Source organism: Streptomyces bugieae, assembly GCF_036352915.1.
In the GTDB taxonomy this organism is placed as follows: Bacteria; Actinomycetota; Actinomycetes; order Streptomycetales; family Streptomycetaceae; genus Streptomyces; species Streptomyces endophytica.
Genome location: NZ_JAZBJP010000001.1, coordinates 1,044,605 through 1,068,995 on the forward strand (window position 1 = coordinate 1,044,605; position 24,391 = coordinate 1,068,995).

The following is a 24,391-nucleotide window of genomic DNA, read 5'->3' on the forward strand; positions in this document are numbered from 1 at the left end:
GGTGCGATCCGGGTGACTGAGCCGGATGGTGGGGCCGTCCGCCCCGGTGTCCGGGGGGCGTCCCGGATTCGATCGTGGCCGGGACATACGGGCGGCGCGAGATCTGTGAGCCATGCAGGTGAACCGTGATCGAACAGGTCCGCGGCCGGGCATTCGTGCTCCATCTGCCCTCAATGCGCCTTGGAGCTGGAGCACGCCATGAATCCCACTCCCCGAGAACGGGTCCCGGTACTGGTCGTGGGCGGGTCCCTGGTGGGCCTGTCCGCCTCGCTGTTCCTGGGACGGCTGGGTGTACGGCACCTGTTGGTCGAGAAGCACGCGGACACCTCCCATCACCCGCGCGGGCGGGGCAACAACGTCCGCACGATGGAGCTGTTCCGGGTGGCCGGGGCCGAGCGGCCGATCCGGGAGGCGGCCTCGACCCTGGCCGGCAACCACGGGATCCTGCAGGCCCGTTCACTGACCGGCGACGAACAGGAGTGGCTGTTCAAGGAGATCGACCCGGGCGGCGGGCTGGCCCGGATCAGCCCGGCCGGCTGGTGTCTGTGCAGCCAGAACGACCTCGAACCGGTCCTGGTGCGCTCTGCCCGCGAGCTCGGCGGCGATCTGCGCTTCTCCACCGAGCTGGTCTCCTTCGAACAGGACGCGGACGGGGTGACCGCGGAGCTGAAGAGCCGGGAGACCGGCGAGCGGCGCACCGTGCGCGCGGACTACCTCATCGCCGCCGACGGACCCCGCAGCCCGGTCCGCGAGCGGCTGGGCATCGGGCAGGCCGGCCCGGGCGACCTGTTCCACAACGTGAGCATCACCTTCCGCGCCCCGGAGCTGGCGGAGGTGGTGGGCGACCGCCGCTTCATCGCCTGCTACCTGACGAACCCGGAGGCCGACGGCGCCCTGCTGCCGGTGGACAACGAGCGGGACTGGGTCTTCCACGCGCCCTGGCACCCCGATCGGGGCGAGACCCTGGAGGACTTCACCGACGAGCGGTGCATCGACCACATCCGGCGGGCGACCGGCGCGCTGGACATGGCGGTGGAGATCACCGGCAAGGCCCCGTGGCACGCCGCCGAGCGGGTCGCCGAGCGGTACGGCGCGGGCCGGGTCTTCCTCGCCGGCGACTCGGCCCACGAGATGTCGCCCACCGGCGCGTTCGGGTCGAACACCGGCATCCAGGACGCCCACAACCTGGCCTGGAAGATCGCCGCCGTCCTGGACGGTGCGGCGGGCCCGGAGCTGCTGTCGACGTACGAGGCGGAGCGGCTGCCGGTGGCCCGGGAGACCAGCGCCCGCGCCTCGGCCCGCTCCGCGGAGCACAGCCACCCCGGGTACGCGCCGGCGCCCGGGGCCGGCGGCGGCCGGCAGCGCGGGGTGCTCACCGTCGCGCTCGGCTACTGCTACCCGCGCGGCGCGGTCGTCGGCGCCGATCCCGAACTGCCGGTGGTTCCGGACGAGTTGCGGATGACCGGCGAGCCGGGCACCCGCGCCCCGCACATGTGGCTGACCGGCCCCGAGGGGCGCCGCTCCACCCTCGACCTCTACGAGACGTCGTTCACCCTGCTGTCCGGCTCCGACGGCGACATGTGGCGCACCGCGGCCAAGGGCGCCGTCCAGCGCTTCGGGGTGCGGCTGAACTGCTACCTGATCGGCACCGAACCGGACGACGACCTGGCCCCGGAGGAGGGCGCCGACTGGGCCGAGAAGCACGGCACGACGCCCGAGGGCGCGGTCCTGGTGCGGCCGGACGGCTATGTGGCGTGGCGGGCGGAGGGCCGGGTGGCCGATCCCGAGGCGGCGCTCGCGGAGGTCCTCGAGGCGCTGCTGTGCCGGACGTGATCCGGGCAGAACCACCGAGGACGCCCCTGGCGGCGCGGCCGGTGGTGCGGAGCTGAGCGAAGGGGCCGGCGGGGCGTCCGCCGGCCCCTTCGCTCCGGGAACGTATCTTCTGCCCGTCACCACCGCAGGGGCATCTGCGGGCCGCCCCGGCCGCGTCCCGCAACCCGGGCGCCGATTTCCGGTTGAGTCCGGGCATGGATGTCAAGAAGCCCGCCTCACACCCTTTTCAGCGGATCTCGCTGTCGCACCGGCCCCCGTCGCTGCCGCCGCCGCCCGCCCCTCAGGCCCGCCGGCCGCCCGAGGAGGAGACGCCGATCTTCGACCAGTTGCTCAAGGAGTGGCGGGCCGGCACCCTGCGCCCGACGGTTTCGTGGCCCACCGACGATCCGGGGAAGATCAGGGCGGGCGGCGCCGTTGGGAACGACGAGGGCCGTCCCCGTCCGCGTACCCGTGAAGAGGAGCATGACCGTGAGCCTGTACGACATCCCGCTGCGCACCCTGACCGGTGAGCCCGCCTCGCTCGCCGACCACCGCGGCAAGGCGCTGCTGGTGGTCAACGTCGCGTCCAAGTGCGGGCTGACCCCGCAGTACGAAGGTCTGGAGCGGCTGCAGCAGCGCTATGCGGACCGGGGCTTTTCCGTGCTGGGCTTCCCCAGCAACCAGTTCGCGGGCCAGGAGCCCGGCACCGCCGAGGAGATCGCCACGTTCTGCTCGGCGACGTACGGCGTCAGCTTCCCGCTGTTCGAGAAGGGCGACGTCAACGGCGCCGGCCGGCAGCCGCTGTACGCCGAGCTGACGGCCGCCGCGGACGCCGAAGGGACAGCCGGCGACGTCCAGTGGAACTTCGAGAAGTTCCTGATCGACGCCGAGGGCCGGGTCGCGGGCCGCTTCCGGCCGCGTACCGAGCCGGAGGCTCCCGAGCTGGTCGCCGCGATCGAGGCGACCCTGCCGGCCTGAGCCGGAGCGGGCCTCACGCCACGGCGATGTCCGCGCCCTCGGCCGCCCCGGCATCGTCGCCGGCGGGGCCGGGGGCGTCGTCCGGCACGAGCTCGAAGTGACCGGTCAGTCCGGTCATCCGGAGCAGTCGTCCGACGCTGCCGCCGTCGGTGACCCCGGCCAGCCGCAGCCGGCCGCCCCGCTGCCCGGTCCGGCAGCGGGCGCGGCTGAGCAGTGAGAGTCCGGCGCAGTCGATGAAGGCCACCGCGCGCAGGTCGAGCACGAGATCGGCGCCCTGCACGCCGGTGAGCTCGTCCAGCCGGGCGGAGAGCACCGACACGGCGAGGATGTCGAGCTCGCCGTGGAGCTCGAGGACGGTCGCGCCGTCCGCGGCGCGACCGGGTCCCACGATTCTCGGGTAGTACTGACGTTCGTCCATCGGCCCGGCCCACTTTCGTGCCGCGGCGCCGGAAACGGCCATGCGCCGCGGCGGAGTCGTACAAGAGAGGTGGGGGGCGCCCGGCGCGATCCGGGCGGGGTCGGCCCGTTTCCGGGGCGTCGTTGCGCTTGAGTTGCCTACGGCTTACCCGCCGTCCCGCCACCTCAACTCTCCGGCGTACGCCGCCTCGCGAGGTTGTCTCAAAGTCGCCCCTCGGCGCACGGCGGACGGTATCCGCACCCCGCACTCCCTCACCTGCCGACGGCCCCGTCGGCCTGTTCCCGCAGGATGTCGGCGTGCCCGGCGTGCCGCGCGGTCTCCTCGATCATGTGCACCAGCACCCAGCGCAGCGACCGGATCGCCCCGGCCTGCCCCGCCGGCCGGACGCAGCTGCGGCCCAGGTCGTCGCAGCGCCCGACGATCTCGTTGGACCGCCGGACGGCCGCGCGATATCCGGCCAGCACGTCCTTGGCGCTCTCCGCCTCGCCGACCGTCATACCGAGGTCCGGCGGCGCGTCCCCGGCGCCCTCGAAGGCCCAGACGAACCAGTACCGCTCCGCGGCGGTCAGATGCCTGACCAGCCCGAGCAGGCTGGTCCCGGAGGCGACCCCGGGAGCGCGCGCCGCCCGCTCCGCGAGGCCCTCCGCCTTGGCGGCCACGGCCTCGCGGACGTAGTCCAGGAACGCGAGCAGGGTGGCCTTCTCGTCGGCGTCGGTGCCCGGCGGGCCGGTGTCGGGGCGCGGCTGAGTCGTCGTCACCGGGGCACCTTGGCCACGTCCCGGGCCGGGCCGCCGGGCAATTTCCGCGCACCGGCTCCCCCGCTGGGCCCGGAGGGTGATCCTTCGGGAATCGCTTGACCTCAATATTGGTTGAGGTCCTAGGTTCCTTTCATGTCGCCGGTCACGCACGGCGATCCCGTGACGACCCGGCACACAGGAGGCCACCATGGACATGGAAGTCACCGCCTGGCACTCGCTGCACAGCACGATGGCCGCGCAGCAGGGCCGGCACCGCTTCTCCCGCGGCACACTGCGCCGCATCGCGGCGTTCGCCCGGCCGCACCGCCGGCATCTGATCTGGTTCCTGGTGCTGAGCACGGTGACCGCGATGCTCGCGGTGGCCACCCCGCTGCTCGCCGGCCGGGTGGTGGACGCGATCGTCGGCGGTGACTCGTCCGCCCTCGTGGTCGGGCTGTCCGGGCTGATCGCCCTGATCGCGGTCGCCGAGGCGGCCCTGGGGCTGGTGACCCGCTGGCTGTCGGCGAGCATCGGCGAGGGACTCATCCTGGACCTGCGGACCACCGTCTACGACCACGTCCAGCGGATGCCGATCGCCTTCTTCACCCGCACCCGCACCGGCGCCCTGGTCAGCCGGCTCAACAACGACGTGATCGGCGCCCAGCGGGCGTTCAGCGACACGCTCTCCGGAGTGGTCAGCAACATCGTCACGCTGATGCTGACACTCGGCGTGATGCTCACCCTCTCCTGGCAGATCACCCTGATCGCCCTGGTGCTGCTGCCGGTGTTCGTGCTGCCCGCCCGCCGGGTCGGCCGCCGGCTGGCGGCGCTGCGCCGGGAGGGCGCCGACCACAACGCGGCGATGGGCACGCAGATGACCGAACGGTTCTCCGCACCGGGCGCCACCCTCGTCAAGCTGATGGGCCGCCCGGCCCGCGAGTCCGCCGAGTTCGCCGTCCGCGCCCGCCGGGTCCGGGACATCGGCGTCCGCTCGGCCATGGTCCAGACGTACTTCGTCACCGCCCTGACCCTGGTCTCCGCCCTGGCGCTGGCCGTCGTCTACGGCCTGGGCGGCTTCCTGGCCCTGCGCGGGCAGCTGGAGGCCGGCGCCATCGTCTCGCTCGCGCTGCTGCTCACCCGCCTCTACGCCCCGCTGACCGCGCTGTCCGGCGCCCACATCGAGGTGATGAGCGCCCTGGTCAGCTTCGAGCGGGTCTTCGAGGTGCTCGACCTGACGCCGCTGATCGCCGAGAAGCCGGACGCCCGCGAGGTCCCCGACGGCCCGGTGTCGGTGGAGTTCGACTCCGTACGCTTCGGCTACCCGTCCGCCGACAAGGTCTCGCTGGCCTCCCTGGAGGAGGTCGCCACCCTCGACACCCGCGGCGGCGAAGAGGTGCTGCACGGCATCTCCTTCCGCGCCGAACCCGGCCAGATGGTCGCCCTGGTCGGCTCCTCGGGCGCCGGCAAGTCGACCGTCGCCCAGCTGCTGCCCCGGCTGTACGACGCGGACTCGGGCGCGGTCCGGCTCTCCGGCGTGGACGTCCGCGACCTGACCGCCGCCTCGCTGCGCGGGGCCCTCGGCATGGTCACCCAGGACGGCCACCTCTTCCATGACTCGATCCGCGAGAACCTGCTGCTCGCCAAGCCGGAAGCGACCGAGGACGAGCTGTGGGACGCGCTGCGCCGGGCCCGCCTGGAGGAGCTGATCGCCGGCCTCCCCGACCGCCTGGACACCGTCGTCGGCGAGCGCGGCTACCGGCTCTCCGGCGGCGAACGGCAGCGGCTGACCATCGCCCGGCTGCTGCTCGCCCACCCCCGGGTGGTGATCCTCGACGAGGCCACCGCCCACCTGGACAACACCTCCGAGGCGGCCGTCCAGGAGGCGCTCGGCGAGGCCCTGGAGGGACGCACCGCGCTGGTCATCGCCCACCGGCTGTCGACCGTGCGCGCCGCCGACCTGATCCTGGTCGTCGAGGGCGGACGGATCGTCGAGCGCGGCACCCACGAGACGCTGCTGGCGGCCGACGGGCGGTACGCGGAGCTGTACAGGACCCAGTTCACGGAGGCGGCGGCCACGTCACCCGGCGCCTCACCCGCGGGCCCGGACACCGAGTCCGCAGCGGGCCCGGAAACCGAGGCCGCACCGGCCGGCCCCGGCGACGACCTCCTGGTGGACCCGGCGCTGGTGAACTGACCGCGGCATGCGGAAGGCCCCCACCTCTTGGCGGGGGCCTTCCGCATGGCGAAAACTGAGGAGATGACGCAGCGCGCGGAACACTCCATCGTCATGGACCGGCTCGCCCTGGACGATCTGGTCACCGGCTACGCGCTCGCCGTGGACGACGGCGACTGGCCCGGCTACCTGGCTCTTTTCACCCCGGACGCACGGGTCGACTACCGCTCGGCGGGCGGCATCGAGGGCAGCGCCGAGGACGTCGCCGCCTGGCTGGCCGAGACGCTCCGGCACTTCGTGATCCGCCAGCACCTGATCGTCAACCGCCGGATCACGCTGACCTCGCAGGACGGCGCACCGGGCGACGCGGCCGACATCCGGGCCGACTACCTCAATCCCATGCGGCTGGCCGGCCCGGCGACCGACGCCGACGGCGGGCCCACCGCCCCCAACTACACCTGCGCCGGCCGCTACGACTTCACCGCCCGCCGCACCCCGGACGGCTGGCGGCTGACCTCGGTCGTCGTACGGGAGAAATGGCGGGAGGTGCGGCAGCCGAGCGGCTGACCCCGGGCGGTCCGCGGCCGGGTGCGCCTCGGCCGTCCCGGCGAGCGTCCGGCTCCCCCGGGCGAGGCCCCCTTTCCTTGATCGCACCGCCCGCGCACACTGGGCGTCCGGCCGGTCCCGCGCGCCCGGCCGGACGGACGGACCGGCACCCGGCAGACCGTGGAGACCGTATGGACAGACCGCTCGGCCCCCGGACGCGGTGGCTCGGCTCCGCCTGGGGCCGGGGAGCGACCGCCGCGCTCGCCGGGGCGCTGCCGGCGCTCACCTTCCCCGCCCCGTCGTGGTGGTGGCTGGCGTACGTCGCGCTGGTGCCGTGGCTGCTGCTGGTGCGGACCGCGCCGACGCCCCGGCGGGCGGCGCTGGACGGCTGGCTGGGCGGGGCCGGTTTCATACTGGCGGTGCACCACTGGCTGCTGCCGAGCCTGCATGTCTTCATCCTCGTCCTCGCCCTGCTGCTCGGTGCGCTCTGGGCGCCCTGGGGGCTGCTGGTACGGGCCCTGCTGGGCGGTGTGCCCGGCGCCGGGCGGAGGTCGGCCGCGCTGGTGCTGGTGCCCTCGGGCTGGCTGATGGTGGAACTCGTCCGCTCCTGGGAGTACTTGGGTGGCCCCTGGGGCCTACTGGGCGCCAGCCAGTGGCAGGTCGCGCCCGCACTGCGGCTGGCGTCGATCGGCGGGGTCTGGCTGCTGAGCTTCCTGATCGTGGCGGTGAACACCGCCCTGGCCGAGCTGATCGCCCGCGGCTGCGCCTGGCGGCCCGCGGTCGCCGGTCTGCTGGTGTGCGCGCTGGCGGGCGGCGCCGCGTGGTTCGTGGCGCCGGCCCCCCGCCCGGCCGGCACGGTGCGGATCGCGGTCGTCCAGCCCGGCCCGGACGGCACCCCGAGCCAGCGGCTGGCCCGCAGCGCGGCGCTCACCCGGTCGCTGGCCGGCCGCGGGGTGCGCCTGGTCGTCTGGGGCGAGAGCAGCCTGTACCAGGACCCGGCGGACCGCCCGGCACTCGCCGCCCGGCTCGCCGCACTGTCCCGGGAGACCGGCGCCGACCTGCTGGTCAACGCCGACTCCAGGCGCGCCGGTCGGCCGGGCATCTACAAGAGCGCGGTACTGATCGGCCCGCACGGCCCGACCGGCGACCGCTACGCCAAGAGACGGCTGGTCCCGTTCGGCGAGTACATACCGTTCCGGTCCGTGCTGGGCTGGGCGACGAAGGTGGGCAAGGCGGCCCGCACCGACCGGATACGCGGCACCCGCCAGGTGGTGATGCCCGTCGCCACGGCCGGTGGCCTGCGGATCGGGCCGCTGGTCTGCTTCGAGACCGCCTTCCCCGACCTGAGCCGCGCGCTGGTGCGCGGCGGTGCGCAGGTGATCGTCGCCCAGTCCTCGACGTCCACGTTCCAGCACAGCTGGGCTCCGCTGCAGCACGCCTCCCTGGGCGCCCTGCGGGCCGCTGAGACCTGGCGGCCGATGGTGCACGCCACCCTCACCGGCGTCAGCGCGGTGTACGGCCCCCAAGGCGAGCGGATCGGCACCACGCTCGGCACCGACCGCAGCGCGGCGGCCGTCTACGACCTGCCGCTGGCCACCGGCACCAGCCCGTACACCCGGTTCGGCGACTGGGTGGTGTACGGGGCGGTGGGCGCGCTGGTGGTCGCGGGTGCGTACAGCGGCGGGCGGAGGATCAGAGGGCGCAAGGCCCGATCCGGTCGTCCCGACGGCGGGACCGCTCCCTCCGCTCGACTCAGCGGGCGTGCTGCTCGATCGCGTCGGTGATCACGCGCTCGCACAGTTCGTGGGTGCGCAGCGCGTCCCGGGCGGACGGCTGCCGGCCGGCCCGTACGTCGTCCAGGAACGCCAGGACGATCTGCTCGATACCGCGCTGGCGGGCGACCGGCACCCAGTCGCCGCGCCGCCGGATCGTCGGCTGCCCCTTGTGGTCGATGACCTCGGCGAGGTTCACGACCTGCCGCCGGGTGTCCTGCCCGGAGACGTCGAGGACCTCCTCCGCGGAGCCGCTGAGGCGGTTCATGGTGCCGATGGCGGTGAACCCGTCGCCGGACAGCTGGAGCACCACGTGGTGCATCAGACCGTCCCGGATTCTGGCCCGGACGTCGATGTGGTCCGGCTCGCCCGGCAGCAGGAACCGCAGGGTGTCGACGACGTGGATGAAGTCGTCCAGCACCAGCGTGCGCGGGTCCTCGGGCAGCCCGACCCGGTTCTTGTGCATCAGGATCAGGTCGCGGGCGTGCTCGCGGCACTGCGCGTAGGCCGGCGCGAACCGGCGGTTGAAGCCGACGGTCAGGCCCACGCCCCGGTCCTCGGCCAGCGCCACGATCCGCCGGGACTCGGCGAGTTCGTAGGAGAGCGGCTTGTCCACGTAGGTCGGCACACCGGCCTCGATGAGCCGGGTGACGAGCTCCGGGTGGGCGGCGGTCGCCGCGTGCACGAACGCCGCGTCCAGGCCGACGGCGAGCAGCGAGTCCAGGTCCGCGTGGAGCTGGTCGCCGGTCAGCCGGTGGGCGGCGCCGACCCGTTGGAGGGTGGCCGCGGTCCGGGTGTGCAGATGGAGTTCGGTCCCCGGCAGGCTGCCCAGTACGGGCAGGTACGCCTTCTGCGCTATGTCGCCGAGTCCGATGCAGCCGATCTTCACTCTTGCTCCTCGCGTCGTGCCGCGGTCCTGGTGCCCCGCGCCCCGGCAGCATACGTGCCGGCCGGCGGCCGCCAGTCGGCGATCTCGTCGAGGGCGCGCAGCGCGAGATCGGGCGCCAGGCGGGCGGTGGCCGCCATCAGCCCGGCGCGCAGGGCACACGCGGGCCGGGACCGCCAGGTGGTGAGCCGGCCGATCCGCTCGGCGCGGCGCACCACCTCCATGGTGCGCGGCAGCCGCTGCCGGGTGTACCCGGCCAGCGCGGCACCCAGATCGGCGTCCGGCGCGGCCTCGTGCGCCAGCACGACGGCGTCCTCGACGGCCTGGCAGCCGCCCTGCCCCAGGTTGGGCGTCATCGGGTGGACGGCGTCTCCGAGCAGGGCGACCCGGCCGTGGTGGAAGGCGGGTGGCGGGGCGGCCGCGGTGTACACGTCGTTGCGCAGCACCTCGGCCGGGCCGACGGCGTCGAGCAGCGCCGGAACGGGGTGGTGCCAGGCCCCGAAGCGCCGCAGGAGTTCGGCCCGCTCGTCGTCGACGGCCCGGCCCCCGGCGGGCACGGCCGCGGTGGCGTACGCGTAGATCCGCCCACCGGCCAGCGGCACGGTGCCCCACACGCCGCCGGGCCCCCAGGTCTCGTGCGCCACCCCGCGCACCCCGTCGGGCGCCGGGACGACGAACCGCCAGGCGGTGAATCCGGCGTAGCGGGGCGCGGGGTGGCCGGGGAAGACGGCGCGGCGGACGGCGGAGTGGATGCCGTCGGCGGCGACGACCAGGTCGGCGGAGAGTTCGAGGTCGGTGGCGGTGCGGGTGTGGGTGGCGGTGTCCCCGTCGTTGCTGGTGCGGTCGGCCCTGGCGTTGTCCCCGTCGTCGGCGGCGGCCGCGTCGGGCACGGCGATGCGGACCCGCGCCGGGCGGCCGCCCGGGCCGGGGTCACCCGGGTCGACGAGGGTGGCCGTGGCGTGGGTCCGGACCGCCCCCTCGGGGAGCCGGGCAGCCAGCAGGGCGACCAGTTCGGCGCGGTGGGCGACCACCACCGGCCCACCGAAGCGCCGGACGGCCGCGGCGTTGTCCGTACGGGCCAGCCGACGGCCGCCGGGCAGCCGGAGCTCCCCCGCCCCCTGCCAGTCGGCCGTCGCACGCACCGCGTCGCCCACCTCGATCGTGTCCAGCGCGCGCTGGGCGTTCGGCGCCAGCGCGATGCCCGCCCCGACCGGCGCCAGCGCGGCGGCCCGCTCGACGACGGTGACCGACCACCCCCGGCGGTCCAGGGCCACCGCGGCGGTGAGCCCACCGATCCCCCCACCGATCACCAGCGCGGTGCGCCGCTGCTCCATGCCGTCTCCGAGTCCGTCCGAGGTCCTGGCAGCGGCAACTACAGCCGTAGTTGCCATGCGCCAGGAGACTACACCTGTAGTCGGACGCGGTCACCACAATCACTACATCCGTAGTAACCCCGCTAGGCTCCTCCCATGACCGCCCGTGACGCCCGCCCCCCGACTACGACCGCCACCAGCACCCCGCCTCCCACCCCTGCCTCCGGCCGCGCTCAGCTGATCGCGGATGCGGCAATTCGCCTGCTCGCCGAGCGCGGGATGCGGGGGCTCACCCATCGGGCCGTCGACGAGGCGGCCGGTCTGCCGTTGGGCTCCACCTCGAACCTCGCGCGGACCCGGGAGGCCCTGCTGGAGGCGGCGGTACGGCGGCTGGCCGAACGGGAGGCCGCGGTACTCACGCCGGCGGAAACGCCGGCCGTCCCCGCACACACCACCGGCGACGCGGCGGCGGCCGCCGTCTCGGGGCCTCCGCCGGTGGACACCGGTCCGGCAGGAGAAACCGGTCCGGCAGGAGAAATTGGTCCGGAGACTGACACCGGCCCGGAGGCGGAAACGAGTCCGGAGGCGGTCGCCGGTCCGGAGGCCGTCGCCGGTCCGGAGGCCGTCGCCGGTCCGGAGGCCGTCGCGAACGCCCTCGCGCTCGCGCTGCACCGGTACCTCTCACGGCACCGGCAGCTGCTCCTCGCCCGCTACGAACTCGCTCTGGAGGCCACCCGCAGGCCCGCACTGCGGGAGATCTACGACCGGGCGGGTCGGGCCTTCCGCGAGCCGATGGTCGCGATGCTGGCGGCGGCCGGCTCCGCCGCGCCCGAACGGCATGCGCTCACGATGGTGGCCTGGTGCGACGGCGTGCTCTTCTCCTGCACCGCCGGGCAGTTCCACACCACCACCCCCACCCGCGCCGAGCTGCGTACCTCCTGCGCGGAACTCCTGACCGGCATGCTGCGCGGCCAGGACGCAGGACGCTAGGGGGTACGGCCGGCCGCCCCGCCGAGCTGGAGCTCCAGACGATGGATCGCGTCCCGCAGCCCCTGGCGGTATTCGCCGTCGGCGAGCGCATTGACCGACGCCCGGGCCCGCAGCAGCTGGGCCCGGGCGTCGGCCGGCCGGTCGAGCGCCGCATAGTCGGCGGCGATGTTGAGATGCAACGAGGGGAAGAACGCCCGCAGCGCGACGAGGGGGTGGTGCCGGGGGCCGGGGCTCCCCTCCGGCGCGGCGGCCACACCGGACTCACCTGCCGCGGGCCCGGTGCCCGGACGCCGCTCGGTGACGAATCCCTCGGCCGCTTCCAGGGCCCGGAGGTCCCAGTCCAGTTCGTCCTGCGGGTCGTCCTGGGTGTCGGCCATGTAGTGCGCGAGGGCGCAGCGGTGAAAGGCGTCGCCCCGCGGCCCGATCTCGTGCCACAGCGCGGAGAGGCGATTACGTGCCTCTTCGCGGTCGCCGGCCCGATGCAGCATGATCGCCTGGCCGATCCGGGTCAGTACCCCGTCCTCGGAGACCGCCTCCCGCCGCTCCTCCACCACCGCGCACTCCCCGTATCCGCTCACCACCGCTGACGTTTCCTCGACGCTAACCGCCACCGGGGAGCTTCGCTCGGTGTGCGCGACGCACCGGGTGGCAGCCGGACGAGCACGGGCTACGGCCGGCCGGGTGGCAGCCCGGCGAGGGGCCCACCGTCCCCGCCAGGCGGAAGCCGTACGAGAACGGGCCGCGGTTCCGACCGGGTGGCAGCTGCACGAGGGCCGGCTACGGTCCCGGCCGGCTGCTCAGCCCAGGTCCGGGATGCGCCAGTCGATCGGGGCGTGGCCCTGCGCGGCGATCGCGGCGTTGATCTGGGTGAACGGGCGGGAGCCGAAGAACTTCTTCGCCGACAGCGGGGAGGGGTGCGCGCCCTGCACCACGACATGCCGGTCCTCGTCGATCAGCGGCAGCTTCTTCTTGGCGTAATTCCCCCACAGCACGAAGACCGCCGGATCGGGCCGGGCCGCCACCGCGCGGATCACCGCGTCGGTGACCTTCTCCCATCCCTTGCCCTTGTGGGAATTGGCCTCCGCCTCGCGGACCGTCAGGACGGCGTTCAGCAGCAGGACGCCCTGCTGGGCCCACGGCATCAGATAGCCGTTGTCCGGAATGGGGTGGCCCAGCTCCTCCTTCATCTCCTTGTAGATGTTCCGCAGCGACGGCGGCGTCTTGACCCCGGGCTGCACGGAGAAGCACAGGCCGTGGCCCTGACCCGCGCCGTGATACGGGTCCTGGCCGAGAATGAGCACCTTCACCTGGTCGTAGGGCGTCGCCTCCAGCGCCGCGAAAACCTGCTCGCGGGGCGGATAGACCGGGCCCTGGGCCCGCTCCTGCTCGACGAAGTCGGTGAGCTCCTTGAAATAGGGCTTCGCCAACTCCTCGCCGAGTACCCCACGCCAGGACTCGGGCAGCATGTCGGTCACCACGTCAACAACCTCCGGTGTGTGTTGCGTTCTCACTCACAGAACCTACCGGCGACCACTGACAACACCGCCCACGGGCCGATCCTTCCCGGGGGCTGGGGACGGACCATGCCGGTGCGGCAGGCCGCTGCGGCGTGGGGGGCGGGCCAACGATACGGGCCCCGGCCTCCCCCACCGAGCCCCAGCCTCCGCCGCCACCGCCCCCCGGCCTCCCCCACCAGGCCCCCGCGGCTTTGCCTGCCCCGCCGCGGCTTCCCCCGCCCCCTCCCCCTCTCCCCCTTCGGGGGAGGGGGCGGGGGTGGGTTCGGGGGTGGGGGGATGGGGCCACCTCAGCAACGCCCACCAGAGCCCCGCCCCACCCCTCACGCCGTATCCAGCCGAGCCCTCTGCACCGGGTCCAGCCGGAGGTCCAGGGCCGCCAGGCACTCGTCCAGCTGGGCCGGCGAGGTCACGCCCAGTACGGGCACGACCGGTTGGGGGCCGCCCATGAGCCAGGCCAGGACCACCTGGTTCACCGTGGCGCCGCACTCCGCCGCGACCTCCGCCAGTACGCGCAGCCGCGCCACCGACCCGGGGTGGTCGTAACGCTCCGGCGGCGGGCGGTCCGGGCGGGCGTAGGCGCCGCCCATCAGCGTCCCGCGGGCGAGCAGCGTCAGGCCGGGGTGCGCCGCCACGTAGTCGAGCAGTTCCTCGTCGGTCTCCACCTGGTGGTCCGGCGGCAGCCCCCGGCGCGGCCGCAGATACGTGTACCGCTGTTGGACGGCCCGGAAGCCGGGCAGTCCCCGCCCGGCGGCGAGGAGCCGGGCCTCGGCGAGCCGCCACGTCCGGTGGTTGGCGGCCCCGAGGACCTCCACCGTGCCGTCCCGCACCAGACCGGCCAGCGCCGCCACTGTTTCCTCCAGGGGAACGCCGCGGTCCTCGGTGTGGGCGAACGAGTGGGCGTAATACAGGTCCACCCGGTCGATGCCCAGGCGGCGCAGGCTGGCCTCGATGGCCGCCCGTACGGCTGCGGCGCCCAGATTCTCCGTATCGGCGGGCCACCGCCCTCCGCGACGTGGGTCGGGCCGGGCGCCGGCCGTAGTGGCCACGACCGTACGGCCGGCGGCACGCCGGCTGCGCAGCCAGCGGCCGAGCAGCAGCTCGCTCTCGTCGCCGGTGGCACCCGGCACCCGGCAGCCGCAGTGGTTCGCGGTGTCGACGAACGTACCGCCGGCCTCCGCGAACCGGTCGAGGATCGCGAACGCGGTCGCCTCGTCGACGGTGCTGCCGAACCGCCACGTGCCCAGGCAGACGGCGCTGATCCGGGGCCCGTGGCCGCCCCCGAGCGTGCGGTGGTGCATGGCATGTCTCCCGACGGTCCGCTCACGCGAGTGGTGCCGGCCCCTCGGGGACCGGCACCACGGACTCTGCCTCTTGGAGCGCACACCAACGCAAGCCGGCCGACGGGCTCAGCGACGCGGGCTCGGCCGGGGCCTACCGCCCCGGGCCGGCGCTCACGCCCCCGCGTTGAGGAACAGACCGCCGTCCACGACCAGTGTCTGGCCGGTGATCCAGCCCGAGGCGTCGGACAGCAGGAAGGCCGCCGCCCCGCCGATGTCCTCCGGGACGCCGAGCCGCGCCATCGGGTAGGCGGCCGCCGCCTCCTCCTCGCGGTCCTCGTAGAGCGCGGCCGCGAACTTGGTCTTGATCACGGCGGGCGCGATGGAGTTGACCCGCACCAACGGCGCGAACTCGTGCGCCAGTTGCTGCGTCAGGTTGATCATCGCGGCCTTGCTGATGCCGTACGCGCCGATGAACGGCGAGGCGCTGAGCCCGGCGATCGACGCGATGTTGACGATGGCGCCGCCGTTCTCCTTCTGCCACGCGTGCCAAGTGCGCTGCGCGAGGCCGAGCGCCGAGACGACGTTGGTCTCGAACACCTTGCGGGCGACGCCGAGGTCGAGGTCGGCGATGGGCCCGAACACCGGGTTCGTCCCGGCGTTGTTGACCAGGTAGTCGACCCGGCCGAAGGCCTCCATCGCGCGCTCGACGGCGACGGCCTGGTGGGCCTCGTCATGCGCCTTGCCCGCGACGCCGATCACCCGTTCCGCGCCCAGCTTCTCGACGGCCTCCTTGAGGGCGTCCTCGTTGCGTCCGGTGATGACGACCCGGTCACCGCGGGCGACCAGCGCCTCCGCGATGCCGTAGCCGATCCCGCGGCTTGCGCCGGTCACCAGCGCCACCTTGCCGGAGGGCTCCGGGAGCCCGCTTGCCTGCTCGGTCATGTCCTGTACTCCTGTGGTCGGTGGGCGGTCAGTTGAGCGGGCCGCCGGCGACGTACAGGACCTGGCCGGAAACGAACCCCGCCGCCTCGCCGGTGAAGAAGGCGATCGCGTTGGCGATGTCGTCGGGCCGGCCGACGCGCTGGACCGGGATCTGGGTGGCGGCCGCGGCCTGGAAGTCCTCGAAGCCCATGCCCACGCGCTCGGCGGTGGCGGCGGTCATGTCGGTGACGATGAAGCCGGGGGCGACGGCGTTGGCGGTCACGCCGAACTTGCCGAGCTCGATGGCGAGGGTCTTGGTGAAGCCCTGCAGACCGGCCTTGGCGGCCGAGTAGTTGACCTGGCCGCGGTTGCCCAGCGCCGAACTGGAGGAGAGGTTCACGATCCGGCCGAACTTGGCGTCCACCATGTGTTTCTGGCAGGCGCGGGACATCAGGAACGCGCCCCGCAGGTGCACGTTCATGACCGTGTCCCAGTCGGTGTCGCTCATCTTGAACAGCAGGTTGTCGCGCAGCACACCGGCGTTGTTGACGAGGATGGTCGGCGCGCCGAGCTCGGAGGCGACCCGGGTCACCGCCGCCTCGACCTGCTCGGAGTCCGAGACGTCACAGCCGATCGCGACGGCCTTGCCGCCGGCCGCGGTGATCTTCTCGACGGTGTCCTTACAGGCCGCCTCGTCGAGGTCGATGACGGCGACGGCGCGGCCCTCGGCCGCCAGGCGTACGGCGGTGGCCGCGCCGATACCGCGGGCCGCGCCCGTCACGATGGCGACGCGCTGCTCGGTGGTGGACATGCGGGTTCTCCTCACCTCGAAACCTCGACAAGCGGTCCGCCGCACCGATATCCCGTGGGTGAGCAACCGCTTAGTAGCCTGAGCAGGGCTGACGCTAGAAGCCCGGCCACCCGCTGTCAACGCCCCACCACCGCGCCGTTGCCGAGCTCACCTGCACCGCCCCGGTGGAGGCGCGGAAACCGGACGGACGGAGCAAAGGGGCGCCCGACCCGGGAGACGGGCCGGGCGCCCCCTGTGGACGCATCCGGGTATCGGCGGAATGCCGTTGTCCGCGGACTCCGGGTGAGCGGCCGGGTGGATGCGGAATCCGGCTCAGCGGACCAGCAGGTCCAGCAGCCGCTCCGCCTCGGTCGCGGGGTCGGCGGTCAGCCCGGTGTGCACCGGGCCGGGCTGGACGATGGTGCTGCGCGGGGCGATCAGCCAGCGGAACCGGCGCCCCGCGTCGTCCGCCGCGGCCTGTCCGGCCCGTTCGCCGCCCGCGCAGATCCCTTCCACCGCGCCGAGCGCGGCGCGCACCCCCTCGACGTCGACCGTCGGATCCAGCGCCAGCAGCCGGGCCTCGTCCAGATGGGTGCGGGCCTCGACGAAGCGCCGGGCGCGGCAGTACACCACCACACCGGCATTGATCATCTCGCCGCGCTCCACCCGGGGCACGACCTTCAGCAGGGCGTACTCGAAAACATCGCGTCCGTTGTGCAGACCGGTCACTTCACTGCCCTCCGAGGCAACTTCCCCGCCAGCCATGCCGGCGCCTGCGAGGGCTTGTCCTTGGTGGGCTCCCCGACGGTGATCTGATCGCTGATCGTACGGGCGCGCGCCAGCAGCGTCTTCACGTACGCCTGGCGCAGCACGTCCGGCGAGTCGAATCCGGGCTCGTCGACGAGCCATTCGTCCGGCACGTCGGCGGTGATCTCGGTCAGCAGTTCCTCGGTGATCCGCGGCGCGAATTCCTCGGCCGCCGCCGCGAGGTCCGGACCGAACGTGGCGAGCACATGGTCGGAGGCGTTGTACGGCCGGCTCGCGGCCTTTTCGGCGGTCGGCCAGTTGTGGTGCCAGATCATCGCGGCGCCGTGGTCGATCAGCCAGAGTTCGCCGTGCCAGACCAGCAGATTGGGATTGCGCCAGGACCGATCGACATTGTTGATCAGCGCGTCGAACCAGACCACCCGGCCCGCCTCCCGCGCGCTCACCTCGAACGCGAGCGGATCGAATCCCAGCGATCCGGGGAGGTAGTCCATGCCGAGATTGAGCCCGCCGCTGGCCTTCAGCAGCTCCTGGACCTCCTGGTCGGGCTCGCTGAGGCCGATGACGGGGTCGAGCTGCATCCGGACCAGCTCCGGCACCCGCAGCCCGAGCCGGCGGCCCAACTGCCCGCAGATCACCTCGGCGACGAGGGTTTTGCGGCCTTGCCCGGCACCGGTGAACTTCATGATATAAGTTCCGAGATCGTCGGCCTCGACGATTCCCGGGAGCGATCCGCCCTCACGCAAGGGCGTGACATAGCGGGTCGCCATGACTTCGGTCAACATCCCCACAGGCTACGGCAGCGTTCTGCCACCCGTTATTCCTTTTCCGCCCGGTCCGGTACCGGTGCTCCGTGCTGCGCGGATTCCGGCGGAAAGACCCGGAGAAAGCTCCCCGTGGAATGTCACGGCGGAATGCCCGTGGAACGCCTTGGGGAACGCCGGCCGGAACGCCGGCCGGAAGGCCGTGTGGAACGCCCCCACGGCATCCCCGGGATGACAGTGCAGCACACACACTGGAGGACAGCATCGTGAACGACCGTCCCCTGGACGACCGCACCTTGGACCACCGCACCGCCGGCCCCGCGCCCCGCACCGACCCCGCCCCTCCCGTCAACTCCGCCGCGTTTCCACGCCAGTTCGCCCGCACCCGCCGCTTCTCCCTCGGGGTGCCCCGGCATGTCACCGTCTCCCCGGACGGCCGCCGGGTGCTCTTCGTCCGCACGGGTTCGGGCACCGACCCCGTGGGCCGGCTGTGGCAGTACGAGAACGGTGCGGAACGGGTGCTGGCCGATCCGGCGCTCCTCGTGGGGGACGCGGCCGAGTCGCTCCCCGAGGAGGAGCGGCTGCGCCGGGAGCGCGCCCGGGAGAGGTCGGCCGGGGTGGTCTCCTACGCGGCCGACGGCGACGCGCGGCTGGTGGCGTTCGCGCTGTCCGGTGCGCTGTGGGCGGTGCGAACCGACGGGGGCGAGCCGTTCCCCGTCCCGGCGGCCGGTCCGGTGGTCGATCCCCGCCCCTCACCCGACGGACGGTCCATCGCCTATGTGAGCGGCCGCTCCCTCCACGTCGTCACGCTGTCCGGGGACGACCGGCAGCTGGCCCGCGCGGAGGGCCCCGACGTCTCCTACGGCCTCGCCGAATACGTGGCGGCCGAATCCATGGGCCGGCTGCGCGGCTACTGGTGGGCCCCGGACAGCCGCCGCCTCCTGGTGGCGCGGGTCGACACCGGCCGGGTGGCCCGGCGCTACCTCGCCGACCCCGCGGATCCGGCCAGGCCGCCGCGGACGATCCGGTACCCGTCCGCCGGTACCGCCAACGCGGACGTCACGGTGCAGCTCGTCGCGCTGGACGGCAGGCGCGTGGAGGTCACCTGGGACCGCACGGCGTACGAGTACCTCACCGAGGCCGGCTGGGACGCGCACGGCCCCTTCCTGGCCGTGCAGAGCCGTGATCAGCACACGGTCCGGCTGCTCGCGGTCGATCCGTCGACCGGGGCCACCGAGGTGCGGCACGAGCGGACCGATCCGGCCTGGGTGGAGCTGATACCGGGCACTCCGGCCCGTACCGCCTCGGGCGCGCTGGTGCTCCCCGAGGACGACGGCGGCACCCGCCATCTGACCGTCGGGGGCCGGCGGGTCACCCCGGAAGGGCTCCAACTGCGCGCCGTAGTGGGAGTGGAGGGGGAACGGGTGCTCTTCACGGCGAGCGAGGACCCGCTGGAGACCCATGTGTGGTGCCATGAGCCCGGCCGCGGCAACCGGCGGCTGAGCCGGGGGCCGGGCCGGTTCACGGGCACGGGGCGGGGCGGCACCGTGGTGGTCGAGGGGGAGACCCCGCACGGCGACGAGGTGAGCGTGGTGCGCGACGGCGAACCCGCGGCGGGCATCACCTCGCTCGCCGAGACCCCGGCGGTCACCCCGCGGCCGGTCTTTCTCACCTTGGGAGAGCGGGAGTTGCGCGCCGCCCTCTACCTGCCGTCGTGGCACCGGGAGGGCGCGGGCCGGCTGCCGGTGCTGCTCGATCCGTACGGCGGGCCGGGGATCCAGGTGGTGGGGCGGGGCCGCGGGTGGTTCACCTGTGTGTCGCAGTGGTTCGCCGAGCAGGGCTTCGCCGTATTGGCGGCCGACGGGCGGGGCACGCCGGGCCGGGGGCCGGCCTGGGAGAAGGCGGTGCACGGCGACCAGCTCGGGCCGGCGCTGGAGGACCAGGTGGACGCGGTACGGGCGGCCGCCGCGCGGTACCCGGACCTGGACCTGTCGCGGGTGGCGATCCGCGGCTGGTCGTTCGGCGGGTTCCTGGCGGCCGCCGCGGTGCTGCACCGCCCCGATGTGTTCCACGCGGCGGTGGCCGGCGCCCCGCCCACCGACCAGCGGCTGTACGACACCCACTGGAAGGAGCGGTTCCTGGGCCACCCGGAGGAGCATCCGGACGCCTATGTGCGCTCCTCCCTGGCCGGGCACGGCCATCTGCTGACCCGTCCGCTGCTGCTCGTCCACGGGCTCGCGGACGACAACGTGGCGGCCGCGCACACCCTGCGCTTCTCGGCGGAGCTGCTCGCGGCGGGCCGTCCGCACAGTGTGCTGCCGCTGCCGGGGGCCACCCATCTGCCGACCGACGACGCGGTCAACGAGCAGTTGCTGATCTTCCAGCGGGACTTCCTGCGGGATGCGCTGTCGGCCGTCGGAGTGTGACCCGCGGACAAGAACGTGCCCGGGTTTGAACGCGGCCGCCGAGGTCTCCGTATGGAGCTTGTGCAACGTCCATGGACCAGATCGCGCACCGAAGGCACCACCAGGAACCGGAGGCAGACCATGGCACGACAGGCAGCAACGGGGCGGACGGAGACCGCGGCGACGGGGACGGAGGAGACGGTTCCGGCACGGCCGTGCTGCGGAATGGCCCGGCGGACCGTCGTGGCGGCGGCCGGCGCGGCCGGCCTGACGGCGGCGCTCGCGGCCTGCGGCAACGACATGGCCGACTCGGGCAGCGGCGACAAGGCGGCGGCCGGCAACGGCGCCGCGGGGGCGGGCGGTTCCGAGGCAGGCAGTGGCGCCGGCGCGGCCGGCAAGGAGCTCGCCAAGGCGGCGGAGATCCCACAGGGCGGCGGCAAGATCTTCAAGGCGGAGAAGGTCGTGGTCACCCAGCCGCAGAACGGCGAGATCAAGGCGTTCTCCGCGGTCTGCCCGCATGCCGGCTGCGTCGTCAACGAGGTCTCCGGCGGCACCATCAACTGCCCTTGTCACGGCAGCAAGTTCGACATCACCGATGGCAGCGTGAAGCACGGCCCCGCCACCAAGGGGCTGGCGCCGGCCAAGGTGAGCGTCAAGGGAGGCGCAGTCACCCTCGGCTGACAGCGTCGCCCTCCAGCCGTCCGCCGGGGCCCGGAGCCCCGGCGGACGGCCTGCCCTCCTACCCGCCGCTCCCCCTGGCGCCCCTCACACCTCGCCGTGCCGCAACAACGCGCGCAATACGGCTTCCGCGTGCGTCCAGAGCAGCAGCCCGCCGGCGTGCCGGACGATGTGGCGGTGGGCCAGGGGCAGCTCGCGGACGAGGGGCTCGCTCAGGTGGTGCGAGTGGAACATGCTGGCGTCGTCCTCGCCGTACCAGAGGTCGACCGGGACGGTGATGTCGGTGAGCGTGAACGGCCAGCGGCCCATGGTCAGTACGGTGTCGCGGGCGAAGCCGCCGGGGCCCTGGGCGAAGCCCCTCTCGATCGCCTGGCGGAAGGCGTGGGCGAAGGCCCGGTGGCGGAAGACCGCGCGGTCGGCAGGGGCGCAGCCGGCCGTCACCATGTCCCACATCGAAGCGGCGTCCGCGGAGGCGGCGACCGTCGCTTCGGCGTCTTCGGGGTCGCGGGCCACGGCCGTCACCATGTCCCGTACGTCCGGCGAGAGGGCGTCGGCCAGTTCGGGTGCGGACGGTTCGGCGCTGCCGGAGACGGCCGATACCGCGGTGGCCAGGCCGTGGGCCGCGCAGGCCAGCGCGAAGGGGACGCCCTGGGAGTAGCCGACCAGGTGGGGGCGGCGGATACCGCGGGCGGCGAGGAGGGCGGCCACATCGTCGGCCCAGTCGGTCAGGGTCCGGCCGGGCGCGGGGTCGGAGGCGCCGAGGCCGGGGCGGTCCACGGAGAGCAGGCGGACGCCCAGGTCGTCGAGCAGATGCGTGCCGAAGCCGAGGGTCCGACCGGTGGCGCCCCCGGGGCACAGCAGCACCGGCCGGCCCTCCGGCGGCCCCCATTCCGCCCAGGCCAGCCGGCGGCCGTCGGGCAGTGCGGTGCGGCCGAGCCGGGCGGGGGCGTCGATGCCCAACGGGGGCCCGTCGTCTGTGGCGGAGGTCATGCGAGGGCCACGAGGTCGGCGTACTCGTCGCCCCACAGGTCCTCGACGCCGTCCGGGAGGAGGATGATCCGCTCCGGTTGGAGGGCGTCGACGGCGCCCTCGTCGTGCGTCACCAGGACGACCGCGCCGGTGTAGGTGCGCAGGGCACCGAGGATCTCCTCGCGGCTGGCCGGGTCGAGGTTGTTGGTGGGCTCGTCGAGCAGCAGGACGTTGGCGGAGGAGACGACCAGGGTGGCCAGGGCGAGCCGGGTCTTCTCGCCGCCGGACAGCACTCGGGCGGGTTTGTCCACGTCATCGCCCGAGAAGAGGAAGGAGCCGAGCACCTTGCGGATCTCGGCCAGGTCCATGCCGGGCGCGGCGGTGCGCATGTTCTCCAGTACGGTGCGGTCGCCGTCGAGGGTCTCGTGTTCCTGTGCGTAGTAGCCGCACTTGAGGCCGTGCCCGGGGATCACCTTGCCGGTGTCGGGGGTGTCGACGCCGGCGAGGAGGCGCAGCAGGGTGGTCTTGCCGGCGCCGTTGAGGCCCAGGATGACGACCCGGGAGCCCTTGTCGATGGCGAGGTTGACGTCGGTGAAGATCTCCAGGGAGCCGTACGCCTTGGACAGGCCCTCGGCGGTGAGCGGGGTCCGGCCGCACGGTGCGGGCTCGGGGAAGCGGAGTTTGGCCACCTTGTCGGCGTGCCGCTCGGGCTCCAGGTCCTGCAGGAGCTTCTCGGCGCGGCGGGCCATGTTCTGGGCGGCGACCGCCTTGGTGCCGGCGCGCAGCCGGTTCGCCTGGTAGCTGAGGGCCGAGGCCTTCTTCTCGGCGTTGGCGCGTTCGCGCTTGCGACGGCGTTCGTCGGCGGCCCGCTGGGCCTGGTACTGCTTCCACCCCATGTTGTAGACGTCGATGGCGGTGCGGTTGGCGTCCAGGTGGAAGACCTTGTTGACGACGGTCTCGACGAGGTCGATGTCGTGCGAGATGACGACGAACCCGCCCTGGTAGGTCTTGAGGAAGTCGCGCAGCCAGAGGATGGAGTCCGCGTCGAGGTGGTTGGTGGGCTCGTCCAGCAGCAGGATGTCGGCGTCGGAGAAGAGGATGCGGGCGAGTTCGACGCGGCGGCGCTGGCCACCGGAGAGGGTGTGCAGGGGCTGTTCCAGGACACGATCGGGCAGGCCCAGGCTGGCGGCGATGGTGGCGGCCTCCGCCTCGGTCGCGTATCCGCCCTTGGCCAGGAACTCGGTCTCCAGCCGCTCGTACCTCTTCAGCGCCTTCTCCCGGGTCGCGCCACGGCCGGTGGCGATCCGCTCCTGGCACTCGCGGATCGACCGGAGCACGGTGTCCAGGCCGCGGGCGGAGAGCACCCGGTCGAGCGCCAGCACGTCCAGGTCGCCGGTGCGCGGGTCCTGCGGCAGGTAGCCGATGTCGCCGGTGCGGGTGACGGTGCCGTCGGCGGGCAGGCCCTCCCCCGCGAGGACCTTGGTGAGGGTGGTCTTGCCGGCGCCGTTGCGGCCGACCAGGCCGATGCGGTCGCCGCGGGCAACGCGGAAGGACGCCGACTCGATGAGGACGCGAGCGCCGGCGCGCAGTTCGAGACCGGTGGCGGTGATCATGAGAAGTGGGGCTCCAGGGCCGTAGTTCGGGTGGTGCGAGGAGTGGGCGCGCGGCGGCCGGTGCGTGTCGTCGCTCCGGCCGCCTCGGCCCGTCGGGGCGGGGGGTCAGGTGAACGCGGGCGTCACTTGACCGCGGTGACGATGGGCAGTACGCCCTGCGGGCTGTAGCGGATGTCAGCGACGCTCAGGCCGGCGGCCGCCAGCTGGCCGCGTACCTCCTCCTCGCTGGAGAAGTTCAGGTAGGTGGCCTGGATGATGTCGCCCATGATGGACAGTTCGCGGCGTAGATCGGCCTCGGCGATCTGGTACTTCTGCCAGGCCGCGGCCTGCTCCGGGGCCTCCCACGGGGGCGGGGGCGGCGGGGTGAGGAAGCTCAGCAGCAGCCGGCCGCCGGGGCGGAGGGCCTGGTGGAAGCTGCGGTAGAGGTCGGTGAGCCGCTGCGGGTCCGACTCGTACATGTTCAGGCCGTTGCTGACGATGAGGTCGAACTCGCCCTCCACCCCGAGGTTCCAGGCGTCGCGCACCTGGAACGCGGTGTGCTCGGCGAGGCCGCGCTCGGCGGCGTTCTTGCGGGCGTAGCCGATGGATTCCTCGTCGAGGTCGATCCCGACGAGGCGGAAGCCGGTGACGCCTTCGTAGTCCTGCTGGAGGAGGTCGTCCATGACGCCGCAGGGGACGGAGGCGAGGGTGGCGCCGTCGGTGATGCGGGCGGCGATCTCCTCCTTGAAGCGGTGGTAGCGCTCGCGGGCCTGGCACAGCAGGGAGTTGTTGAGCAGCCAGTGCTCCAGCGGCGTGGTCGGGCCGGTGGGCTCGTTGCGGAAGATGTAGGAGGTCCAGTAGCCGTTGAGGCCGCGGTTGTGCAGCAGGAAGCGGCCGAGCTCGAACTCCTGGAGCTGTGCGAGGAGTTCGAGAGTCTCGTCCAGCGGCAGTACGAGTCTGTCGGCCTGCCGGAGGCGTTGCTCGATTTCCGCGGCGATTTCCTTGGTGCGCCGGTCGTCGTCGACCTTGGTGGTGGTGTGGTGCGAAATCGTGGAATTCATGGTGTTCCTCGTGAGTCCCGGTCG

The 24,391-nt window shown here is 73.4% G+C and carries 22 protein-coding genes; 8 read left to right on the forward strand and 14 right to left on the reverse strand.

Annotated features, from left to right (window positions below):
• The first annotated feature begins 198 nt into the window (after positions 1-198).
• Both V2J85_RS04875 and V2J85_RS04880 read left to right on the forward strand, forming a co-directional pair.
• Positions 199-1,833: an FAD-dependent oxidoreductase gene (locus tag V2J85_RS04875; RefSeq protein ID WP_330820708.1), complete on the forward strand. Its 1,635-nt coding sequence runs from the start codon at positions 199-201 to the stop codon at positions 1,831-1,833.
• 468 nt (positions 1,834-2,301) lie between these two features.
• Positions 2,302-2,790 carry a glutathione peroxidase gene (locus V2J85_RS04880; protein ID WP_261957233.1) on the forward strand — a complete coding sequence of 163 codons (489 nt, stop codon included), beginning with the start codon at positions 2,302-2,304 and terminating at the stop codon, positions 2,788-2,790.
• Between the two features lie 13 nt (positions 2,791-2,803).
• Here the strand turns inward: V2J85_RS04880 and V2J85_RS04885 are convergent, their stop codons facing one another.
• Positions 2,804-3,208 carry an STAS domain-containing protein gene (locus V2J85_RS04885; protein WP_330820709.1) on the reverse strand — a complete coding sequence of 135 codons (405 nt, stop codon included), beginning with the start codon at positions 3,206-3,208 and terminating at the stop codon, positions 2,804-2,806.
• 251 nt (positions 3,209-3,459) lie between these two features.
• Entirely contained in the window at positions 3,460-3,966 is a 507-nt protein-coding gene (locus V2J85_RS04890) for a DinB family protein (RefSeq protein ID WP_261952893.1), read from the reverse strand.
• Positions 3,967-4,153: 187 nt separating this feature from the next.
• Here V2J85_RS04890 and V2J85_RS04895 point away from each other — a divergent pair, with 187 nt between their 5' ends.
• From V2J85_RS04895 to lnt, 3 genes are all read left to right on the forward strand, one after another.
• Complete coding sequence (locus V2J85_RS04895) at positions 4,154-6,139, forward strand: ABC transporter ATP-binding protein (RefSeq protein WP_261952892.1); 1,986 nt, start codon at positions 4,154-4,156, stop codon at positions 6,137-6,139.
• A gap of 63 nt (positions 6,140-6,202) precedes the next feature.
• A complete protein-coding gene (locus tag V2J85_RS04900) occupies positions 6,203-6,685 on the forward strand; it encodes a nuclear transport factor 2 family protein (protein WP_261952891.1) in 483 nt (160 codons plus the stop codon).
• A 170-nt stretch (positions 6,686-6,855) separates the two neighbouring features.
• Complete coding sequence (lnt, locus tag V2J85_RS04905) at positions 6,856-8,448, forward strand: apolipoprotein N-acyltransferase (protein WP_261952890.1); 1,593 nt, start codon at positions 6,856-6,858, stop codon at positions 8,446-8,448.
• Here lnt and V2J85_RS04910 read toward each other — a convergent pair.
• Together V2J85_RS04910 and V2J85_RS04915 are read right to left on the reverse strand one after the other, a co-directional pair.
• Positions 8,417-9,325: a Gfo/Idh/MocA family protein gene (locus tag V2J85_RS04910; protein ID WP_261952889.1), complete on the reverse strand. Its 909-nt coding sequence runs from the start codon at positions 9,323-9,325 to the stop codon at positions 8,417-8,419. The two genes, lnt and V2J85_RS04910, sit on opposite strands and share 32 nt — an antisense overlap.
• Positions 9,322-10,656, reverse strand: a complete 1,335-nt coding sequence (locus V2J85_RS04915) for an FAD-dependent monooxygenase (RefSeq protein WP_330820710.1) — start codon at positions 10,654-10,656, stop codon at positions 9,322-9,324. Before V2J85_RS04915 ends, V2J85_RS04910 begins: the two co-directional genes overlap by 4 nt.
• A gap of 135 nt (positions 10,657-10,791) precedes the next feature.
• Between V2J85_RS04915 and V2J85_RS04925 the strand changes: the two genes are divergently transcribed.
• Positions 10,792-11,625 carry a TetR/AcrR family transcriptional regulator gene (locus tag V2J85_RS04925; protein WP_419836735.1) on the forward strand — a complete coding sequence of 278 codons (834 nt, stop codon included), beginning with the start codon at positions 10,792-10,794 and terminating at the stop codon, positions 11,623-11,625.
• Here V2J85_RS04925 and V2J85_RS04930 read toward each other — a convergent pair.
• From V2J85_RS04930 to V2J85_RS04960, 7 genes are all read right to left on the reverse strand, one after another.
• On the reverse strand, positions 11,622-12,176 hold the full coding sequence (locus V2J85_RS04930) for a hypothetical protein (protein WP_330820759.1): 555 nt from the start codon (positions 12,174-12,176) through the stop codon (positions 11,622-11,624). The two genes, V2J85_RS04925 and V2J85_RS04930, sit on opposite strands and share 4 nt — an antisense overlap.
• 246 nt (positions 12,177-12,422) lie before the next feature.
• Positions 12,423-13,091 carry a uracil-DNA glycosylase gene (locus tag V2J85_RS04935; protein WP_261957231.1) on the reverse strand — a complete coding sequence of 223 codons (669 nt, stop codon included), beginning with the start codon at positions 13,089-13,091 and terminating at the stop codon, positions 12,423-12,425.
• A gap of 371 nt (positions 13,092-13,462) precedes the next feature.
• Positions 13,463-14,440: an aldo/keto reductase gene (locus V2J85_RS04940; RefSeq protein WP_330820711.1), complete on the reverse strand. Its 978-nt coding sequence runs from the start codon at positions 14,438-14,440 to the stop codon at positions 13,463-13,465.
• A 153-nt stretch (positions 14,441-14,593) separates the two neighbouring features.
• Positions 14,594-15,364 (reverse strand): SDR family oxidoreductase, encoded by a 771-nt coding sequence (locus tag V2J85_RS04945; RefSeq protein WP_261952885.1) that lies wholly within the window; start codon positions 15,362-15,364, stop codon positions 14,594-14,596.
• Positions 15,365-15,392: 28 nt separating this feature from the next.
• Entirely contained in the window at positions 15,393-16,154 is a 762-nt protein-coding gene (gene fabG, locus V2J85_RS04950) for a 3-oxoacyl-ACP reductase FabG (protein WP_261952884.1), read from the reverse strand.
• Positions 16,155-16,466: 312 nt separating this feature from the next.
• Positions 16,467-16,862 (reverse strand): DUF3037 domain-containing protein, encoded by a 396-nt coding sequence (locus V2J85_RS04955; protein ID WP_330820712.1) that lies wholly within the window; start codon positions 16,860-16,862, stop codon positions 16,467-16,469.
• Positions 16,859-17,683 (reverse strand): HipA family kinase, encoded by an 825-nt coding sequence (locus tag V2J85_RS04960; RefSeq protein WP_261952882.1) that lies wholly within the window; start codon positions 17,681-17,683, stop codon positions 16,859-16,861. The genes V2J85_RS04955 and V2J85_RS04960 overlap by 4 nt, the downstream gene beginning before the upstream one ends.
• A 383-nt stretch (positions 17,684-18,066) precedes the next feature.
• On the opposite strand from V2J85_RS04960, the gene V2J85_RS04965 reads away from it, so the two are divergent.
• Positions 18,067-20,088, forward strand: a complete 2,022-nt coding sequence (locus V2J85_RS04965) for a prolyl oligopeptidase family serine peptidase (protein WP_330820760.1) — start codon at positions 18,067-18,069, stop codon at positions 20,086-20,088.
• Positions 20,089-20,208: 120 nt separating this feature from the next.
• On the forward strand, positions 20,209-20,748 hold the full coding sequence (locus V2J85_RS04970) for a Rieske (2Fe-2S) protein (protein WP_419836736.1): 540 nt from the start codon (positions 20,209-20,211) through the stop codon (positions 20,746-20,748).
• A gap of 84 nt (positions 20,749-20,832) precedes the next feature.
• Here V2J85_RS04970 and V2J85_RS04975 read toward each other — a convergent pair whose 3' ends face one another.
• From V2J85_RS04975 to V2J85_RS04985, 3 genes are all read right to left on the reverse strand, one after another.
• Positions 20,833-21,735 (reverse strand): alpha/beta fold hydrolase, encoded by a 903-nt coding sequence (locus V2J85_RS04975; protein ID WP_330820713.1) that lies wholly within the window; start codon positions 21,733-21,735, stop codon positions 20,833-20,835.
• The gene (locus V2J85_RS04980; protein WP_330820714.1) at positions 21,732-23,327 is read right to left on the reverse strand and encodes an ABC-F family ATP-binding cassette domain-containing protein; all 1,596 of its coding nucleotides are present in this window, start codon (positions 23,325-23,327) and stop codon (positions 21,732-21,734) included. Before V2J85_RS04980 ends, V2J85_RS04975 begins: the two co-directional genes overlap by 4 nt.
• Before the next feature lie 122 nt (positions 23,328-23,449).
• The gene (locus V2J85_RS04985; RefSeq protein WP_261952879.1) at positions 23,450-24,367 is read right to left on the reverse strand and encodes an SAM-dependent methyltransferase; all 918 of its coding nucleotides are present in this window, start codon (positions 24,365-24,367) and stop codon (positions 23,450-23,452) included.
• Positions 24,368-24,391 lie beyond the last annotated feature (24 nt).

What these genes read in the sequence shown, in the direction of transcription:
- V2J85_RS04875 (WP_330820708.1), top strand. Translation starts at nt 199, where the DNA reads ATGAATCCCACTCCCCGAGAACGGGTCCCGGTACTGGTCGTGGGCGGG.
- V2J85_RS04885 (WP_330820709.1), bottom strand. Translation starts at nt 3,208, where the DNA reads ATGGACGAACGTCAGTACTACCCGAGAATCGTGGGACCCGGTCGCGCC.
- V2J85_RS04895 (WP_261952892.1), top strand. Translation starts at nt 4,154, where the DNA reads ATGGACATGGAAGTCACCGCCTGGCACTCGCTGCACAGCACGATGGCC.
- V2J85_RS04900 (WP_261952891.1), top strand. Translation starts at nt 6,203, where the DNA reads ATGACGCAGCGCGCGGAACACTCCATCGTCATGGACCGGCTCGCCCTG.
- lnt (WP_261952890.1), top strand. Translation starts at nt 6,856, where the DNA reads ATGGACAGACCGCTCGGCCCCCGGACGCGGTGGCTCGGCTCCGCCTGG.
- V2J85_RS04915 (WP_330820710.1), bottom strand. Translation starts at nt 10,656, where the DNA reads ATGGAGCAGCGGCGCACCGCGCTGGTGATCGGTGGGGGGATCGGTGGG.
- V2J85_RS04925 (WP_419836735.1), top strand. Translation starts at nt 10,792, where the DNA reads ATGACCGCCCGTGACGCCCGCCCCCCGACTACGACCGCCACCAGCACC.
- V2J85_RS04935 (WP_261957231.1), bottom strand. Translation starts at nt 13,091, where the DNA reads ATGCTGCCCGAGTCCTGGCGTGGGGTACTCGGCGAGGAGTTGGCGAAG.
- V2J85_RS04940 (WP_330820711.1), bottom strand. Translation starts at nt 14,440, where the DNA reads ATGCACCACCGCACGCTCGGGGGCGGCCACGGGCCCCGGATCAGCGCC.
- V2J85_RS04945 (WP_261952885.1), bottom strand. Translation starts at nt 15,364, where the DNA reads ATGACCGAGCAGGCAAGCGGGCTCCCGGAGCCCTCCGGCAAGGTGGCG.
- fabG (WP_261952884.1), bottom strand. Translation starts at nt 16,154, where the DNA reads ATGTCCACCACCGAGCAGCGCGTCGCCATCGTGACGGGCGCGGCCCGC.
- V2J85_RS04960 (WP_261952882.1), bottom strand. Translation starts at nt 17,683, where the DNA reads ATGTTGACCGAAGTCATGGCGACCCGCTATGTCACGCCCTTGCGTGAG.
- V2J85_RS04970 (WP_419836736.1), top strand. Translation starts at nt 20,209, where the DNA reads ATGGCACGACAGGCAGCAACGGGGCGGACGGAGACCGCGGCGACGGGG.
- V2J85_RS04975 (WP_330820713.1), bottom strand. Translation starts at nt 21,735, where the DNA reads ATGACCTCCGCCACAGACGACGGGCCCCCGTTGGGCATCGACGCCCCC.
- V2J85_RS04980 (WP_330820714.1), bottom strand. Translation starts at nt 23,327, where the DNA reads ATGATCACCGCCACCGGTCTCGAACTGCGCGCCGGCGCTCGCGTCCTC.
- V2J85_RS04985 (WP_261952879.1), bottom strand. Translation starts at nt 24,367, where the DNA reads ATGAATTCCACGATTTCGCACCACACCACCACCAAGGTCGACGACGAC.